The organism is Cohnella sp. OV330 (assembly GCF_900112065.1).
Classification (GTDB): domain Bacteria; phylum Bacillota; class Bacilli; order Paenibacillales; family Paenibacillaceae; genus Cohnella.
On the sequence record NZ_FOKE01000004.1, the window covers coordinates 518,016 to 536,684 of the forward strand.

Genomic DNA, 18,669 nt, shown 5'->3' on the forward strand with positions numbered 1-18,669 from the left:
TTGGTTGATGTGTTGCAAAACGGTCTGGCTGAAGACGAATCCGGCGCCTTGCGACGCCGGACTCGTTTGTTTAAGGTTTTACGGTTACCGTCATTTCTTGGCTAGTCGTGACGCCAGCCGCGTTGATTAATTCCGCCTTGTACACGTAGGTGCCGGCCGCCCTGCCCGAGATGGCCGTGCTCGCCGATTGCGCCTGCGGCGTGCCCGCCGTCAGCGTCTTCGTATCGATCAAGCTGCCGTTTTCGTAAAGCTTGTAGATCGTTCCGTTCGTGCCCCACCACATATTCATCGCGACGGCGTACTTCCCGTCCTGATCCCAGTTGTCGTTGGACAGCATCGGTTTGCCGGGATTCGCGTCTTTGACGACGACAGTCACGGGCTCGCAGGCAGTGACGCCGCGCGCGTTTTTCAGTTCGCAGGTGTACACGTACGTGCCGTTCGGCTTGCCGGTCACGGCCGTCTCCGCATGCTGCGCGCCGGGCGTGCCGTCCGCAAGCCGCTTATCGTCGATCTGCACGCCGTTCTCGTACAGCGTATAGCGCGTGCCGTTCTGTCCCCACCACAGATTCATCGTCACATTGTAATTGCCGTCGTGAAGACCGTTTGCGTAGCCGCTGTCGCTGACGAGCACGGCTTTTCCGGGAACCGCCGCCGCCAGCGGCACCAATGCCTCCTGCGCCGCCTGCAGCTCCGCCGCCGCCGCATCCGCCTGCGCTTGCGTCGACGCCGCGTCCCCGTTCACTTCGTTTGCCAGCGTCAGCGCGGTTTGCAGATTCACCCACGAAGCCGGCGTATACTCTTCCTCGTAGACCGACTGCGCGGCCGAGATCTGGGCGGCCAGCGCCGATTTGTCCGCGCTCTCCGCATCCGCCGATGGAATCAGTCCGAGCCAATCCAGGTTCATCGGGCCCAGCACGTTCCACATCGTGAGCGTCGTCTTGCCCTGCGCCAGCTCAGTGCCGGTCTTGATGCGCAGCGCCTTCCAATATTGCGGCTGCGTGCCCCAGTCGACCGTGCGCGGCGCTTCGGCCGTATACATAGCTTCGCCAAGCTGGACGAGGCGCGACGACTGGACATCGCCGGTCAGGCCCCAGCCGGCCACGTACTTCACGACGACGTCGTATTTTCCGGACTGCGGCACGTCCAGCTGCCACGAGATCGATTGACCTTTCTGATCCCATGCCGCCACGCCGGTGCCGTTGGACAGGAACGGCCGCGACGTATAGACGTCGAACTTCCCGCCGGCCGTGGATTGGAAGTGCTCCGCCTCCTTGAAGGAAGCCAGACTGTCTTTCACCGCGTCATAGTCGTCAGCGGCTTCCGTTTCCGTCAGTTCTCCAGAGCCTGCGGTTCGCAGCCGGAGCGTGCCGCCCGTCCCTTCCATGATGACCATGGGCGAAGCGCTCAGGAACATCGAGGTTTTGGGAGAACCGAACTTTTGGAAGACGAGTCCTTCCGGCGCCTCCAGAACCTCGTACAATCCGTCGGGCACATTCGCCAGTTGACCCCACGCGGCCGTGCCGCCGTCATACGATCCATATGCCTTGAGCGCGATCGGCGTCGCCACGCCGTCGAGTTCGACGTTCAGCGTGACGGGAGCCTGTGGCGACGGCGCGCTCCCTTCCCGGAGATGGAAGCGGTGATCGCCGCGTCCCGCCCGAACGGTCAGCAACTCACCGTTTTTCTCCATATATAGGCCGCGTTCGTTCAACGCTTCCTGCACGTCACCGCCGAGTTGGACCGGGCCATACCTGTCGTCGGTGATCGTCGCGTCGCCCGGGATGGCCACTTGCGCTTGCACTTCCGTGCCGCTCGATACCGTGAGCGTTTCGTCGTCGACGACGATCGTGGCCGGTACGTCGGCTTGGAAGCGCGCGACCCCGTCCTTGACGAGCTTCGTCCCGCCTACCAGCATGAGGCTGTCGTCCTTCGTCGTGACGGCGATGCCCTCGAATTCGATGCCGTCAGTCGTCGTCACCGTGCCGCCGTCGGTCAGGCGCACGTACACTTGGGTCCCATCGGCAAAGGCCAGATACTGATACGTGCCTTCGTTCGTCGATTCTACGATCCCGAGCGGCTGCGAGCCGACGCGGTGCGGCTCGAACGTCGAGACGATCGTCGTGCTCGGCTTCTTGGGGAAAGTGAACGTCGCATGCCGCTGCAGCGGTTTGGACGCCCAGCTGCCCGTCGGCATCACGGCTTCGCCCTGCTCGGTCAAGTACTGATCGGTCGAGTTTGCGTCCTGAACGGCGGGATAATGAAACTTCACGTCCAGCGCAGCGTTGTTCTGCGTGATCGCGGCGCCCTGCTTGTCGTCGTCGAGCTTCAGATTCGTCATGGCATGAAGCTTGAATTCGAACGAGGAACCGGCCGGATCCTTGGCCTTCAGATTGTCGACGACGACGAACGCGCCCGGCTTGACATAGATGATGCTTCGCTGCGCCTGCGCCAAGCCGGGATAATCCGGATTGTTGTACGTGTTGTACGCTTGCGTCGCGTCTCCCACGGTCGCGTCGAAGGAATCGCTCGATACGAACCCGGTGATTCGTCCGGAAGCGGTCATGTCGAGAATTTTCTGGCCTTTATTGCCATCGTAGGTTATTGCATTGTGAGCCAGCGTCGTCCTTGTGAAGCCTTTGTCGTGATTGCTCAGATAGCTGTCGTATTGCCCGGCGTCGATCGCCAGCTGTTCGCCGTAAGCGTTGATGACGAAGCTGTTCTGGTCCGCATGGCTGTGACCGTAGCTGCCGTATGGGCTGGATTTAAAATAGAGCGATACCCGCTCGGGATCGTATAGACTGGAGTGCATCGCCACCCAATCCGTATCCTTCTGCCACTTGGCCGTCGGCATGTCGACCGGCGGTCTCCCCTCGAGCGTCGGATCGCCGTAGGCGAAGCCGAAAAGGTAAGAGAGGTCCCGCGCGTAGCTGCCGGATTCGGCGTACCACTTGGTCACCGGATTCTGGTAGATCTGCGCCTCGCGCTGCGCATGCGTAGCGGTGGCCGCCGACATCGGGTCGTGCGTGCCGTCGCCGAAGACGCCGTTAGGCTGCCCGTTCGGCAGGAAATACAGGCCGAAGGTTTGCGCATTGCGGGAATAAGCCTTGTCGTATAGGCTGAGGCCCGAAGCGGCGAGCAGCACGTCGGCGAACAATTTGTCCGCCAGATGCGAGACCTGCCAATAGTTCGTTCCCGAAGCCCAACCGCCGTCGTCGCCCGCGACCGGCGGAAAAACGTTGATCCGGGCCGGAACGGACTTTTCGAACCATGCCTTGGCCATGACGGATATCGGCGATCCGTTCACGATCGTATCGTCGTGAAGCAGCGCGATGGCGATCGTGCCGACGTAGCCGGACGCCGTCCATCCGTGCGAATTCCAGGGATTTTTATACAGCGAGGCTTCGCCCAGGATATCGTTCGCGAGCGTCTGCGTACGCCTCGCGATCATCGGCAAAATGTTCGGTTTATCTCCGCCTGCGATCAGCGGATAGATCCAGTCGTACGAAATCGCGCCTTTGTAAGCGATCTCGCGGAATGCCTGATCGACTTGCCTATAATTGGTAGAGCCTTCAGGATCCCAGGTCAAGACATTAAGCAGCCGTTCCCTGGCGAAGTTCCCGTAAGCCTCTTCTCCCGATACAAGATAAACGAACGCGGCGTTCAGCATCATATCGGTTTCTTTCCGGACGTATTGCGTCACGGCTGCGGCATCCGCTACGAAGGCTGGATCCTGCAGATTGTAATAATCGCGCGGATAGTTCAATACCGGTTCGGCAGGCAACGGCGCGTTCAAGTCGACATTGTTCCTCGCTTGTTCGAAGATCGGCTTGCCTATACCGTCTTTATACGCGCGGAAGTTTTCCAGATCCTCCGCATTGGTCAGAATTCGGGGGTGGGTCGCCGATACGTTGTCGAACAGATCGTCCAGCTCCGGCACGAGGAAAGGAACGGCATCCGGCGTCAACCGGAATTTGCGGCTGTCGCTCCACTCCGACCAGCCGGCCGCGATATGGAACCGCACCCGCCAGTTGTACGAATTGCCGGGCTCGAGGGCAGTCGGCAAGTTGTGCAGATTGGTCGTCAGATCGTTCCTGGCATAGACAGGCGCGCTGAATGCGGTGTCCGCCGCCGCCGCGATCTGGAATTCGTATTTGTCCGCGCCGACGATGTAAGGCCAAGCGAAATCGGGCGCGTTCTGACTCGTGACGGCCTGATCGGCGGGCTTAAAATGCATGTACTGGCCGGCAACCAGATTCGTCGGCCACTGCAGCGAGCCCTGCGGTTCTTCCGTGGCCGGTCCGCTTGCAGAACGAAGCTCCGCGGAGTCGAACACGATCGTCGACTGATCAGCCGCAGAAGACCCGAGCAGCACGCGCACGAACGCCGTGCCCGCCGGCGTGGCGCCGCTGGCCGTCAGCTTCTGCCAGCCGGCCGCCGCGGCCGCGCTTGCCTCGTGCTGTCCAAGCAATGCTCCGTCTCCGTCGAAATACTGCATGGAAAGGATCGCCGTACCCGATCCCACGTTCGCCCGCACGGAAGCCTTGTATTCCAAATCTCCGGCATGAGGGATCAGACCGCTTCGGATTCCCGGCGCCAGCTGCGCGCTCGTATCCGTCACGCGTACGGCTCTAGAGCCGTGATAGACCGTGTCGGTGACGGAGATCACGCTTCCCCCCGTCGGCTGATACGCGCTCCAGCTCTCGGGCAGCCCGGAGGTTGCCTTCTCGAAGCTGGCGTTGGCGAGGAGTTCGTCGCTGCGCATGCTGACCGCGTCGACATAGGCCGCAGTCGGCGACGTCGCCGAATTTTCGTAAATATAAAGGACTGCATGATGGCTGTAAGCCTCGGCAGGCGTGTATTGCAAGGATAGCGTTTTCCAGCCGGTCGTCGTGCCCAGCTCCTCAAACTTCTGCACGTATTGACCTGCAGCGTCGAAAGCGCGGAACATCGCGAACAGCTTGCCTTGCTCGACCTTCGCCTTGAGATTCACGGTGTAGGTCTCGCCGAAACGAATCGGAATTTCCGGCGTTTTGACGCCGACTTCCCGGCTTCCGCCAATCCCGTCGTCGCGTATTTTCAGGCTTTTCGCCCCTTCGAACACCGTAGCCGTATCCAGGGACAGATTCACGGCTTGCGCCGCGACGGTCGGAATCCATGCGGATGGCAGCGCGCCCTGCGCATCCTCGAAGCCGCCGTTCGCGATCATGTCGGCTGCCGGTTGGGGCGTGACATCCTCATAGCCCGTAATGCGCAGCTCCGCCGAGTCGAAGGCGATGACCGATTGATTCGGCGCATCCGACCCTGCGAGCACCTTCACCGCGGCCGTGGAGGCCGGCGGCGCTCCGTTCAGGACGAGCTGCTGCCAGCCCGCCGCGGCCGCGGACGCGACACTTTCAGTGCCGATCTGCGCGCCCTGCGCATTGAGATAAAGGAGCGACAGGGCAGCGGATCCTGCAGAGACGTTCGCCCAAATGGATGCCCGATACTGAGCGCCTGCCGAGTGGGCGACCGCCGAGCTCTGAAGGCCCAGCGCGTCCTGGACGCTGGCGTCGTTCACTTTTACGGCTCGGCTGCCTTCATAGACCGGAGACGTGACGGCAGATACGCCGGAAGCCTGCGTTCCGTATACGGACCATCCAACAGGCAAGCCTCCGGCTATCGTCTCGAAGCTCGGATTGACGAGCAATTCCTCGCTCCTCATGGAGACTGCGTCCAAGTACGCCGTCGTCGGCGACTCGCCGCTCCGTTCATACACATAGACGATGAGGTGATGACTGTAGTCTGCAGGCGGCGTAACCGAGATTGACAGATTCTGCCAGCCTGCTGCAGCGCTAGCGGATAGGTTTTTCTGTTGATAGCCGCCGGTTGAATTAAAATAGCGTACCAACACATAAATGTTTCCTTGCGTGACGTTCGCTTTCAACTTCACCAGGTAGGTTTCCCCGAAGCGAATCGGAATTTCTCCTGATTTGACGCCGACTTCCCGGCTTCCGCCGATGCCGTCGTCATTCAGCTTTAAGCTCCTGCTTCCTTCGAACACAGTCGTTTCGTCGGACGTGATGTTCGCCTTCTGCGCGGGAACGGTGGGTACCCAGGCAAGCGGAAATTGCGTATTATCCAGATTTTCGAAGCTTCCGTTCGGGACCAATTCAGGTCCCTGCTGCGATTCCGCCGGGGCAGCCGCATAGGACGCCAACGGGAAAACGGCATTTGCGAGCGCTCCCGCCAGCATCGAAACGAGTAACACGAGAGCGATCCTTCGGTTAGCCCGGCGAAGCCTGTTTTTCATTCTCACTTCATTGCTCCCCTTCCTTATAAAACTCGCAAAACAATAAATGTAATCGCTTGCAAGGCGATATTCCAAAATAGGTTAGCATAGAGACTTCACGGTAACTACGCACGTATTGCACAAAAATAGAGGAATCTTCACCCCTATATTTGTGCAATACGCAATATGATCTTAAAATTGTGCCGCTTATCTTTAAAAAAGACCACCTCTTCCGTTCAGCCTGTCTGATGGCGAACCCGCTCTTTCTATCGACGAACGGAAGTCAGCTTCGCTTGCGTGAATAAAAGCATGTAGTCGTAGCCGCCCGCTTTGGAATCGGTCCCCGACATATTAAAGCCGCCGAACGGATGGACGCCGACGAATGCGCCCGTGCACTTCCGATTGATATATAAGTTCCCGCAATGCATCGTCTCAAGCGCGCGGTCGATCCTCCCTTGATCGTTAGAAAAGAAAGAACCGGTCAAGCCGTATTCGGTATCATTGTAAATCTCGATCGCTTCCTGCCAATCCTTCGCTTTCGCCACCGCAAGCACCGGACCGAAAATTTCTTCTTGCATGATTCGCGCCTTCGGAGCAACGTCGGCGAATATCGTTGGTTCGATAAAAAAGCCATTTCCCCCAGCCGGCCGACCGCCTGCCAGCAAACGCCCTTCCTGTTTACCGACTTCGATATAGTCCAAAATTTTATCGTAAGCGTTCTGATCGATCACCGGTCCGATCGCCGCGTTCTGCTCCGGCAAGCCGACGTTTAATCTTCCGGTCCATTCGACCACCTTTTCCAGCACTTGGTCGTAGACGGCGTCCACGACGATCGCCCGCGATCCCGCGGAACACTTTTGCCCCTGAAAACCGAATGCCGATGCGACGATCGCTTGCGCGGCCTTATCCAAATCCGCCGTTTCGTCGACGACGATGCCGTCCTTGCCGCCCATCTCGGCGATGACGCGCTTCATCCAGATTTGACCCTCTTGGGTCTCCGCTGCCAGCCGCTGGATGCGCAGGCCGACCTCCTTTGATCCGGTGAAATTGATAAAGCGAACCTTCGCATGCTGCGTGAGCCTGTCGCCGATGTCGGCGCCGCTGCCGGGAACGAACTGGATCACGCCGGGCGGCACGCCTGCTTCTTCCATCGCCTCGACGAATTTATAGGCAATAACCGCAGTCGCGCTCGCCGGCTTGAGCAGCACGGTATTCCCGCCGACGATGGCAGCCCCCGTCATGCCGGCCAATATCGCGAGCGGGAAATTCCAGGGCGGAATGATCGCTCCGACGCCGAGCGGAATATAGGAGATCCGATTCTGTTCTCCCTCCATCTTCGTCAGCGGCCTTGTTTCATTGATGTTCTCCAAGCGAATCATTTCGCGCGCGTAAAACTCAAGAAAATCGATCGCTTCCGCCGTATCCGCATCCGCTTCTCCCCAGTTTTTTCCCGACTCGAATACGAGCCAAGCAGAGAACTCATGCTTGCGTCTCCGGATCAGTTCCGCTCCTCGCAACAAGCAGTCCGCTCGCTCCGATACGGAGACATATCTCCATGTCTCAAATGCCTCGCTTGCGGATTGTACCGCTGCTTCGATCTGCTCGGCCGATGCCTTGCTCACCTTGCCGACGATCATATCCGTGTCAGCCGGATTGATCGATACGGTCTCCTGTTCGGTCCATACTTTTTCGCCGCCGATCAGCAAAGGGTAGGTTTGTCCCAATTTCCGCTTCACTTCTTGCAGCGCGGCTTCCATCTCCCGCCCATGGCTCTCCTGGCTAAAGTCCGTCAACGGTTCGTTTGTGAAAGGCTGTAGCGCCAACTTCGTTTCCATTCGTCTTTCCCCCTATCCTGTTTTCCGATCCGCTAAGCAGTTACCGTCGGCTGAATATGTTCCTGAATGACGATGCCTCGTTTTTGCAACTCGTCGATGAAAGACAGATAAGGAACGTCTTTGGCGGTGCGCAGCAAACCGCTGCCGCGAATGTCGCCCCGGGCGATCATCTGAGCGACGATGCTTGCCGTGAAACCGACGGTTCGATTCATCGCGAACAAACCTGTTTTCGTATCTCGGTAGTCGATGAGGTCATAGGTAATCCGAATATCCTCGTTATCCTTAACGCCCGTTATCGTATTCCTCATCAGGACGATATCCTTCTCATCGCGCTTGTAGTGGAGCTGCGGCTCCAGGTGCGCTCTCATGAACATGTGCGGCGTAATGGACGAAGGCAGTCCCGGCACCGGCTCGTCGCTTAAAAATTTCAATTGTTTAAGCGCGTGCCACAGCTGCGCATGACCGCTCCATCGGATGTACCGTCTGGAAGAATTGCGAAGCGTCGCGGAAATGCCCAATATATCGGCGAATACGATGGCGTCCCCGTTGACGATCATTTCCAGCTCGCCCTCGATGCCGGGAAACGCCAACGTCTCCACCCACTGCGGGGCATGCTGCTCCTCGGCGGGAATGTCGATCACGACGCCGTCTTTCATGATCTTCCCGGGACGCTTGTGCGAGAGCAAAACGCCGTCCCAAATCCAAGTGAGCTTGTATTTGAGCGGATTGTCGATGGCCGACGGTTCCGGCATTCCGCCGCAGTACGAATGCAGTTCATAGACCTTATCCAGCTGACTGACGCCATACCCGCACAAAACCAAATCGATTCCCGGATCCAGCCCGGCCTCGGGCATGATAATTATGTTTTTAGCGGCAGCCTTCTCATGAATCCCTTCGGGCAAGGCGCTTGCATAAAACGTATTGACCAGGGATACGCCCGCTTCTACCGCCGCTTCGGACACGATCCCGATGAAGGAGATCGGCAGCAAGTCGATGACGACATCCACCTGATCCCGCATCAGCTCCACTAAATCCGCTTTATTTCTCGCATCCAAATTTTTCAGCCGGATCTTGCCCATATCCAAAAACGCGGCAAATTGCAGCAGCTGGTCAGCCTGTACGTCCGCGCATACGATCTCGCGCACCTCCGGGCTGCGGCATAAATCGAAAATGACCGCTCTTCCTTGCATGCCCGCTGCTCCCAAAACCAACAATTTCAAAGCATAACCCCCTACAATTAAATTGTTCAACAATTTTGATGACCTATTTTGATGCTATACTCGATTGCAGTTTTAGTCAAGATAAAATTGATCGGAACAACAAAAAAACTCGATCGCTGGGATCGAGTTTTAAAAAATATTCTCCAGGTTGGAAAACCGCACTTTGTCGAGCTGTAAATTGTTCATCGCATTCGCAATATGCGAACGAACCTTCGTCCCCGCCGATTCGGCGTCCTTCTCCTCAAATAGCCGGATGATCTCCCGGTGTTCCGCAGCGCCAGGAGCGGTTTGGGCCGTCGTACGATAAAACACCATCTCGTATAAAACCAAATAAATATTCGTTTGATCGATCAGCTTCTCGGCGAAGTCGATTAAAAACAGATTGGCGCATTTGCGGATGAAGGTCATATGGAAGGCTTTATTTATCCGCAAATACGCTCGAATATCGGCTTGCCGGATCGTCTCGCCTTCCTCGTCGCACAGCCTTCGCATTTGCTCATAATCGGTCTCGTCCATATGAGGAACGGCCATTCGAGCGGCCAGCTGTTCCAGCTCCATGCGAAGCTCGTAGGCCTGAATGATTTCTTCTTTGGTCGGCTGGATCACGAAAGCGCCGCGATTCGGAACGATGTTGACCAGCCCTTCGTCGGCCAGCTTGCGAATCGCGCCCCGGATCGGCGTCCGGCCTACGTTCATCTTGTCGGAGATGACGCTCTCCACCAATTGATTGCCCGGCGCCAACTGCCGCTGCAAGATCGAATCCCGCAGTTTTTGGTAAATAAACATTTCGATCGTTTCCTTGGCTTTGCTCATTTCGTTGTTTCCCTTCTGCTTAACGGATTCGCCAACGATTTTAAACGTACCATTTCATTGAACAATCCGATTATACCGACATTCGAACGGATTAGAAAGACAAGAGGCGGCCTCAGGTCGCATGATGACCTTTGAGACCGCCTCTTTGTGCATTCCTAAGCTACTTAACCGTCACCGTAATCTCCTGGCTCGCGGTCGTTCCGGCCGCGTTAGTCAGCTCCGCTTTGTACACGTAGGTGCCCGCCGCTCTGCCCGAGACCGACGTGCTCGCCGATTGCGCCTGCGGCGTGCCCGCCGCCAGCGCCTTCGTATCGATCAAGCTGCCGTTTTCGTAAAGCTTGTAGGTCGTTCCGTTCGTGCCCCACCACATATTCATCGCGATGGCGTACGCCCCGTCCTGATCCCAGTTATCGTGGGACAGCACCGGCTTGCCGGGATTCGCGTCCTTGACGACGACCGTCACCGGCTCGCAGGCCGTCGTTCCCCGCGCGTTTTTCAACTCGCAGGTATAGACGTACGTGCCGTTCGGCTTGCCCGTTACGGCCGTCTCCGCATGCTGCGCGCCCGGCGTGCCGTCGGAGAGGCGCTTGTCGTCGATCGGCGCGCCGTTCTCGTACAGCGTATAACGCGTGCCGTTTTGGCCCCACCACAGGTTCATCGTCACCTTGAAGCTGCCGTCGTGCAGCCCGTTCGCGTAGCCGCTGTCGCTCGCCAATACGGCCTTCCCGGGCGCAACCGCGGCAAGCGGCACCAGCGCTTCATGTGCCGCCTGCAGACCTGCAGACGCTTCGTCTACCTGCGCTTGCGTCGCGGCGGCATCCGCGTTCACATCGTTTGCCAGCGTCAGCGCGGTTTGCAGATTCGCCCACGAAGCCGGCGTATATTCTTCCTCATAGACCGACTGCGCCGCCGAAATCTTCGCGGCCAGCGCCGATTTGTCCGCGCTCTCCGCCTCTGCCGAAGGAACCAGTCCGACCCAATCCAGGTTCATCGGACCGAGCACGTTCCACATCGTGAGCGTCGTCTTGCCTGGCTCCAGATGCGTACCGGACTTGATTCGCAGCGCCTTCCAATTTTGCGGCTGCGTGCCCCAGTCGACCGTAGGCGGCGCTTTGGCCGTATACATTTCTCCGCCCATCTGGATCAGCCGGGTCGACTGATCGTCTCCCGAGAGCCCCCAGCCTGCTACGTATTTCACGACAATGTCGTATTTGCCGGCCTGCGGCACGTCCAGCTGCCACGTGATCGACTGGCCCTTCTGGTCCCAGGCCGCGACGCCCGTGCCGTTGGACAGAAACGGCCGGCTCGTGTAAACGTCGAAGTTGCCGCCGGACGTGGACTGGAAGAACTCCGCTTCTTTGAAGGAAGCGAGGCCTTCCTTCACCGCGTCGTAATCGTCCGCGACTTCGGTCTCCGTCAGCGCGCCCATGCCGGCCGTACGCAGCCTGATCGTGCCGCCCGTCCCGTTCACGATGACCGCCGGAGCCGCGTCCAAATACATCGTCGGCTTCGGCGAGCCGAACTTTTGGAATACGATGCCGTCCGTTGCCTCCAGCACTTCGTACAAACCGGCCGTCACGCCGCCCAGTTGTCCCCATCCCGCCGTGCCGCCGGCATCGGTCCCGAACGCCTTCAACGTCACGGGCGCCTGGACGCCGTCGATCTCGACGTTCAGCGCGAACGGCGACTCCGCATGCGGGAGCGAACCCGACTGCAGATGGAAACGGTGATCGCCGCGACCGGTGCGGATCGTGAGCGCGCTTCCTTCCTTCTGCATGTACAGTCCTCTTTCGTTCAGCGCAGTCTGAACGTCCCCGCCGAGCTGCACCGGGTTGTACCGGTCGTCATGAATCGATGCGTCGGCCGGAACGTACACTTGCGCCTGCACATCCCCGACGCTCGAGACCGAGAACTCTTCGCCGTCGATGGAGATCGTGGCCGGCACGTCGGTCTCGAACCGCGTTACGCCTCCCTTGACGAGCTTCGTCCCGCCGACCAGCAGCAGGCTGTCGCCCTTCTCGGTGACGGCGATGCCGTCGAATTCGATATCGCCCGCCGTCACGACGCCGCTGTCTCCGAGACGTACATAGACGTGGGTGCCGTCGGCAAACGTGATGCTTTGGTAGGTGCCGTGATTCGTCGATTCCGTAATGCCGAGCGGCTGCGAGCCGACCCGGTAAGGCTCGAACGTAGAGACGAGCGTCGCGCTTTGCGCCGTCGGAAAAGCGAACGTCGCATGCCGCTGCATCGGCTTCGAGGCGAGCGAGCCCGTCGGATTGACTTCCGTGCCGTCCTCCGTCAAGTACTTGTCGGTGACGGTCGCGTTCGAGACCGCGGGATAGTGGAACTTCACGTCCATCGCCGCGCCCTTCTGCGTGATCGTCGCTCCTTGACTGTCGCCGTCCAGCTTTAGATCGGACATCGCGTGGAGCCGGAATTCGAATTGCGAGCCGGCCGCGACTTTGGACTTCAGGTTGTCGACGACGACGAAGGCGTTCGGCTTGACGTAAATGATGCTGCGCTGCGCCTTCGCCAGACCCGGATGCGCCGGATCGGCATACGTATTATACGATTGCGTCGCGTCCCCGACCGTCGCGTCGAACGACTTGCTCGTAACGAAGCCGGTGATCTTGCCCGAAGCGGTCATATCGAGGATCTTCTGGCCCTTGCCGCCGTCGTACGTGATCGCATTGTGCGCCAGCGTCGTGCGGGTAAACCCGCCGTCATGATCGCTTAGATAGCTGTCGTATTGTCCGGCGTCGATCGCCAGCTGTTCGCCGTAGGCGTTGATGACGAAGCTGTTCTGGTCCGCGTGATTGTGATTGTAGCTGCCATACGAGCTGGACTTGAAGTAGAGAGACACCCGCTCAGGATCGTAGAGGCTGGAATGCATCGCCACCCAATCCGTGTCCTTCTGCCACTTGGCCGTCGGCAGGTCGACCGGCGGTCTGCCCGCCAGGTCCGGATCGCCGTAGGTGAACCCGAACAAGTAGTTCAGATCCCGGTCGAAGCTGAAGGAATCCGCATACCACTGAACCACCGGGTTCTGGTACATCTGCGCCTGCCGCTGCGCGTTCGTCGCGTTGAGCGCCGGATACACGTTCAACGTGTCGTCGCCGAAGACGCCGTTCGGCTGGCCGTTCGGCATGAAGTAGATGCCGAACGTCTGCTCGTTGCGCGTGAACGCTTTATCGTACAGGCTGAGTCCCGACGCCGCGAGCAGCACGTCGGCGAACAATTTGTCCGCGAGATGCGAGTACTGCCAATACCCCGTTCCCGATGCCCATCCGCCGTCGTCGCCGGCGACCGGCGGATAGACGTTGATCCGGGCCGGGACGGATTTTTCGAACCAGTCTTTGGCCTTGACGTGCAGCGGTACGCCGTTCACGACCGCATCGTCGTGCAGCAGCGCGATCGCGATCGTCCCGACGTAGCCCGACGCCGTCCAGCCATGCGAATTCCATGGATTTTTGTACAGCGAATTGGAGCCCAGAATCGAGTCGACGAGCGTCTGCGTGCGCGTCACGATCATCGGCAAGATTTTCGGCTTATCCGTCTCTTCGATGAGCGGGTATATCCAGTCGTACGCAATCGCGCCCTTGTACGCGATCTCCCGGAACGCCTGGTCGACCTGCCGGTAATTCGTCGAGCCGAGCGGATCCCACTTCATGACGTTGATCAGCCGCTGCTTCGCGAAGTTGCCGTAGGCTTCGTCGCCCGAGACGAGATAGACGAAGGCCGCGCTCATCATCATGTCCGTCTCCGCCCTGGTGTAATGCGTGACGCGAACGATGTCCGCGACGAAGGCTTCGTCCTGCAAATTGTAATAGTCGCTCGGATAGTTGAACTCGGGCTCGGCCGGAAGCGGGGCGCTGAAGTTGACGTTCCGCCTCGCCTGCTCGTAAACGGGCTTGCCGAGTCCGTCCTTGTAGGCCCGGAAGTCGTCCAGATCCTCCGCGTTGGTCAAAATCCGGGGATGCGTCGCCGATACGTTGTCGAACAGATCGTCAATCGACGGCACGAGGAACGGAACGGCGTCAGGCGTCAGCCGGAATTTGCGGCTGCCGCTCCACTCGGACCAGCCGGCCGCGATATGGAACCGCACGCGCCAGTTGTAGGATTTGCCCGGCGCAAGAGGTGCGGGCAAGTTAAGCAAGTTCTGCTTCAGATCGTTTTTGGCATAGACGGGCGCGCTGAACGCGCTGTCCGCGGCCGCCGCGATCTGCAGCTCGTACTTGTCCGCGCCGACGATGTAGGGCCAAGCGAAGTCAGGCGCGTTCTGACTCGTGACTGCCTGATCCGCAGGCTTGAAGTGCATGTACGTGCCGGCCACGAGATTCGTCGGCCAGAACAGCGAGCCCTGCGGCTCTTCGACCTCCGGTCCCGCGGACGAACGCAGCTCCGCCGAGTCGAATACGATCGTCGACTGATCGGCTGCGGACGACCCGAGCAGCACGCGCACGAATGCAGTGCCGGCCGGCGTGGCGCCCTCCGCCGTCAGCTTCTGCCAGCCCGCGGCAGCGGCGGCGCTCGCTTCATGCGTGCCGAGCAGATCGCCGTCACCATCGTAATACTGCATAGACAAGAGCGCGCTGCCCGCGATTACGTTGGCCCGAACGGATGCTTTATACGTCACGTCTCCGGCATGCGGGATCAGGCCGCTGCGAATGCCGAAGGGCAGCTGCGCGCTCGTGTCCGTCACTTTTACGGCCTTGGCGCCATGATAGACCGTATCGGTCACCGAGACGACGCTGCCCGCGGACGGCTCATACGCGTTCCAACGATCCGGCAACGCGCCGCCCGACTGCTCGAAGCTCGCATTGGCCAGCAGCTCGTCGCTGCGCATGCTTACGGCATCGACGTAAGCCGTCGTCGGCGCGGTCGCCGTATTGTCGTAAATATAGACGACGGCATGATGGCTGTACGCTTCGGACGGCGCGAACTGTACGGACAGGTTCTGCCAGCCCGTCGTTTTGCCGATCTCGGCCGACTTCTGCTGGAACTGGTTGGCTTCGTTGTAGCTGCGGAATAAGACGGTCAGCTTGCCCTGATCCACCTTTGCCTTCAGCTTGACGGTGTACGTCTCGCCGAAGCGGATCGGGATGTTCGGCGTCTTCACCCCGACCTCACGGCCGGCTACCGTCCCGTCGTCCATAAACTTCAGGCTTTTCGTGCCCTCGAACACCGTCGCGGCGTCCAAGGATAGATTGACGGCTTGCGCGGGTATGGTCGGAATCCAGACGGCGGGCAATCCGTTCTGGCCCGCATTCTCGAAGCCGCCGTTCACGATCCATTCGTCCGGCGCCTGCGGCTCGGGATCGTCGTAGCCGGCGATGCGCAGCTCCGCCGAATCGAACGTCACCGCCGACTGCGCTTCCGCGCTCGACCAGGCGAGCAGCTTAAGCGTCGCCGCGGCGGCAGGCGGCGCGGCCGTCACGACGAGCTGCTGCCAGCCGGGCGCGGCTGCGGCCGTCGCCTCCGCGCTGCCGATCTGCGTGCCGGCGGCATCGAAGTACTGCAGCGAGAGCGCGGCTGAGCCGCTCTGCACGTTCGCCCAAATGGCGGCGCGATACATGGCGCCCGCCGAGTGAGACACGGCCGCGCTCTGAATGCCCAGCGCGTCTTGGGCGCTGCCGTCGGCTACTTTTACGCCGTGGCTGCCTTCAGAGACCGGGCTCGTGACGGAGGTCACGCCGGAGGCCGGCGCCCCGTAGACGCTCCAGGACTCCGGCATCACGCCTACCGTCGTCTCGAAGCTCGGATTGGCGAGCAGTTCGTCGCTCGTCATCGTCACGGCATCGACGTAGGCGGTCGTCGGCGCCACGCCGCTGCCTTCGTAGACGTAGACGACGATATGATGGCTATAATCGGCTGGCGGCGTGACGGTAACCGTCAGGTCTTTCCAGCCGCCGCCGGCGGTTGCCGTGGCAATTTTTTGCTGGAATCCGTTGGACGCGTTGAAATTGCGAACGAGCAGGTTCACGCTGCCCTGCGTCACGTTCGCTTTCATCGTGACTTTGTAAGTCTCGCCGAGGCGCACCGGGATATTCGGCGTCTTCACCCCGACCTCGCGGCTTCCGCCGACGCCGTCGTCGCTTAGCTTCAAGCTTCTGCTTCCTTTGGCGACGGTCGTCGTATCCGACGCGATATGGGATTTCTCCGCGGGCACCGTCGGAATCCAGGTCGCCGGAAACTGATCGCTCCCCAGGCTCTCGAAGCCGCCGTTTGCGATCAGCTCCGGCCCTCTCGGCCATTCCGCGGGCACCGCGGCGCCGGCGGACGAATAAGAGAATACGTTCGCGAACAAGCCTCCCAACATGAATACGATGAGCAAAATCGAAATCTTCTTGTTTGCCGATGGATGGAACAAACCTTGTCACCTCTCCCTTTCATGATGGCTCGCAAGTTTGATAGCGCTTGCATTTCCGGCGTTCCGAATGGCCCCGTTGCCTTGCGTCGCTCTAACCAAGCTGATGCCATCCTGCCCGGTAACGGCCTCCTCATCTCCATCATAAAAAGCGTCCTAGCCTTCCGTAAATCATCGAATCCCCGCGCGATTGCAACTCTTTTCGATTATCCGAAAAAAAGATCAATATATGCGCAAAAGCATACTCGATAGGCCCCGGTCGCGGAGATCGCCTCGAACAACGCGAAAAAGCGCCGGCCTCGGCCGACGCTTTTCCGTTCATAGTTGTTCAACCCGGGCGGTTCAAGCTTGCGAATCCGCCGGATAGACGATGCCGATCTGCCGTCTCGCCTCGTCCATGACGTCGAGCACCGCGATCATCCGCTCATGCGTGTTGATCTCCGATTCCGTCTTGCCCTCCCGCACGAGGTTCACGAATTCCTGCAGCTCGTATACCATCGTATGCTCGGATTGCGGCGCGGACAGCTCCTCTTCGCGGCCGTCCCGGTATCGGATGCGTACGCGCTCCGGCTGGCTGATCTGATCGATCAGGATGCTGCCCTCTTCCCCCTGGATCTCGCTCGGCGCATACGAATTGGCGATCTTGGAGTACATCGCCACCGCTTCCATGTCCGCGTACCGCAGCAGCAGGCTGCCCTCGCCGTCGGCGCCGGATTCGAGCATCACGCCGCTCGCCTTCACCGCCAGCGGCTTGCCGAACCAGTAGATCGCCGGATACAGGCAGTAGATGCCCAGATCCATCAAGGCTCCGTTCGAGAAGGCCGGATTAAACGCGTTCAGCACCGTTCCCGCGCGGTAGGCGTCATAGCGCGAGGAGTATTGCCCGTAGTTGCCGACATATCGCCGCACCTTGCCGATCGAAGGCAGCGCCCGCTCGATGGCCTTGAAGCTCGGCATAAACGTCGGTTTCATCGCCTCCATGAGCAGCACGCCGTTTTTGCGCGCCTCCTCCACCATGCGACGCGCCTCCGCGCCGTTCGAAGCGACCGGCTTTTCGCAGAGCACGTGGATGCCGCGCCGCATGAAGAGCATCGATTGCTCCGCATGATAGACGTTCGGCGTCGCGATGTAGACGGCATCGATCAAGCCGCTTGCCGCCATCGCTTCCATATCGTCGAACGCATGCGAGATGCCGTGCTGCGCGGCGTAGGCCTCCGCGCGCTCCAGCGAGCGCGAGCATACCGCCGAAGCCTCGAAGCCTTCCGCTTCCTTTGCCGCCGAGAGCAGCCTATCCGTGATCCAGTTCGTGCCGACCAGTCCGAATCTTACCGTCATGAGTGTATGGCTCCTTGCGCAGTTGGTATAGGATAACGGGTTACGTCCTAATTAGATCACAAGCCTTCGCGGAAAAACAAGTTCCGGTACGCGTACTTCGAGCCGGCGGGCTTGAAATCGAGCGCGAGATACCCCGGCGAACCCTCGACCGCGCGCAGCTCCAAGGCGCGCACGCGGCTGCGGACAAGCGCCGAGACGGCGCTTCGTTCGCCGCGCGCCATCGCGGCCGCCAGCGCGTAGGCATAGCCGCGATCCGCCGCCAATGCGCCGCAAAAAGGCAGAAGCGCCGCCGCGACCGCGCGGTGCGCGCCCGGCGCGAAGTAAAACTGGACGCTGCCCGGGGGAATCGTAATGCCCGTGGCGTATGCGTCCTGCGTACCCGGCGACGGAAAATCGATAAAATAGCCGATGCCGTTGGTGCCGAGGCCCTGCTCCAGGCGGCCGGCAAGCGGAGAGGCTTCCCGCAGCTGCCGCTTCATATCGTCCAGCCGCAGCTCGACGACGCTGCTCGACCAGCGATTCGCAAACCGGCCGTTCGAGGCGACCGCCCGGTAAAAGGGCAGCATGGCGCGCGCGGACAGCCTCAGCGCGCGGGCTACGCCGCGAATCGCTTCCCTTTGATCGCCGCGCCGACAGGACGCCCCGCTCCGTCCGCCGCAGATCGACCCTCGCAGCATTAACGGGCGGCTCCGTTCGTGCCTTCGCGCTCCGTTTCTCGTATCGTGCCGGCGCCTTATTTCCTTTGCTTTCCTCGTATCGATCATTGCGAAGCTCCTCTCTTCCGAATGCCTATCGCCCTTCTCCCGATAGGATATGAGGAACGCAGCGAAC

General features: G+C 60.0%; 7 protein-coding genes. All 7 read right to left on the minus strand.

Features of this window, described 5'->3' with window-relative positions; genetic code table 11:
* Positions 1-70: 70 nt before the first annotated feature.
* Positions 71-6,247: a DUF4962 domain-containing protein gene (locus BM235_RS12345; RefSeq protein WP_158543729.1), complete on the minus strand. Its 6,177-nt coding sequence runs from the start codon at positions 6,245-6,247 to the stop codon at positions 71-73.
* 287 nt (positions 6,248-6,534) lie between these two features.
* Positions 6,535-8,103 carry an L-glutamate gamma-semialdehyde dehydrogenase gene (gene pruA / locus BM235_RS12350; protein WP_090113253.1) on the minus strand — a complete coding sequence of 523 codons (1,569 nt, stop codon included), beginning with the start codon at positions 8,101-8,103 and terminating at the stop codon, positions 6,535-6,537.
* A 32-nt stretch (positions 8,104-8,135) separates the two neighbouring features.
* Complete coding sequence (locus tag BM235_RS12355) at positions 8,136-9,323, minus strand: saccharopine dehydrogenase family protein (protein WP_143106672.1); 1,188 nt, start codon at positions 9,321-9,323, stop codon at positions 8,136-8,138.
* A gap of 129 nt (positions 9,324-9,452) precedes the next feature.
* A complete protein-coding gene (locus BM235_RS12360) occupies positions 9,453-10,136 on the minus strand; it encodes a GntR family transcriptional regulator (protein WP_090113257.1) in 684 nt (227 codons plus the stop codon).
* A gap of 160 nt (positions 10,137-10,296) precedes the next feature.
* Positions 10,297-16,470, minus strand: coding sequence for a DUF4962 domain-containing protein (locus BM235_RS12365; RefSeq protein ID WP_143106673.1), 6,174 nt, complete (start codon positions 16,468-16,470; stop codon positions 10,297-10,299).
* A gap of 375 nt (positions 16,471-16,845) precedes the next feature.
* Complete coding sequence (locus BM235_RS12370) at positions 16,846-17,838, minus strand: Gfo/Idh/MocA family protein (protein WP_090113262.1); 993 nt, start codon at positions 17,836-17,838, stop codon at positions 16,846-16,848.
* Between the two features lie 56 nt (positions 17,839-17,894).
* The gene (locus BM235_RS12375) at positions 17,895-18,515 is read right to left on the minus strand and encodes a hypothetical protein (protein WP_090113264.1); all 621 of its coding nucleotides are present in this window, start codon (positions 18,513-18,515) and stop codon (positions 17,895-17,897) included.
* Positions 18,516-18,669 lie beyond the last annotated feature (154 nt).

Coding starts and splice junctions, on each gene's coding strand:
- pruA (WP_090113253.1), bottom strand. CDS start 8,103: ATGGAAACGAAGTTGGCGCTACAGCCTTTCACAAACGAACCGTTGACG.
- BM235_RS12360 (WP_090113257.1), bottom strand. CDS start 10,136: ATGAGCAAAGCCAAGGAAACGATCGAAATGTTTATTTACCAAAAACTG.
- BM235_RS12370 (WP_090113262.1), bottom strand. CDS start 17,838: ATGACGGTAAGATTCGGACTGGTCGGCACGAACTGGATCACGGATAGG.
- BM235_RS12375 (WP_090113264.1), bottom strand. CDS start 18,515: ATGCTGCGAGGGTCGATCTGCGGCGGACGGAGCGGGGCGTCCTGTCGG.